Source organism: Bacteroides sp. An322 (genome assembly GCF_002161765.1).
GTDB lineage: Bacteria > Bacteroidota > Bacteroidia > Bacteroidales > Bacteroidaceae > Phocaeicola > Phocaeicola merdavium.
The window spans coordinates 1-537 of record NZ_NFIN01000078.1 but is presented as its reverse complement, the minus strand read 5'-3'; the positions used below and the strand labels follow the sequence as shown (position 1 = coordinate 537).

At 39.9% G+C, this 537-nt stretch carries 1 pseudogene; it reads right to left on the bottom strand.

Annotation, left to right across the window (positions count from 1 at the left end):
* Positions 1-537, bottom strand: a pseudogene (locus tag B5F91_RS14800) (class I SAM-dependent DNA methyltransferase); the annotation flags it as partial.

The following is a 537-nucleotide window of genomic DNA, read 5'->3' as shown; positions in this document are numbered from 1 at the left end:
AAATCCTCCCAATATTTAGCGCCCCATCGTTGCATAGCATACCATTCATAACGGATACCTGTTTCAGCTTTATTTCGATTAGACAGAGGTTCTTTATATTGGAACATATGATTATACACTGCTGGATATTGTTCTTTAAAAGCCTTTTCTGCTTTTTCCGAAGCACCTGTTATACTGCTATCAAATTGATACGGGAAATGCCAAGGCAAATAAATTAGCCATAGATTTGCCCAGTCATATCCATATTTCTTAATATCCCTGCCACGCAGAATCGGTCGTATAAGTTCAGCCGTTCGGGTACGTTCATCTTCAGTCAGACAATTAGCCAATATCTCATTACGTTTTTCTGTAGTAATGATAAACGCATCATTAAATCCTGTTTTGATACCATAATTGATTTGAATATCCCAATCTTTAAGAGGCGTGCCCACTGCTTCTATCTTCCGCTTGATACTTTGCTCTATGGGCGACAGTATCACCCACGAGTCAGAATTGTTGAAATCACATTCCGACCCGTTCTGCTGCACGAATACGCTC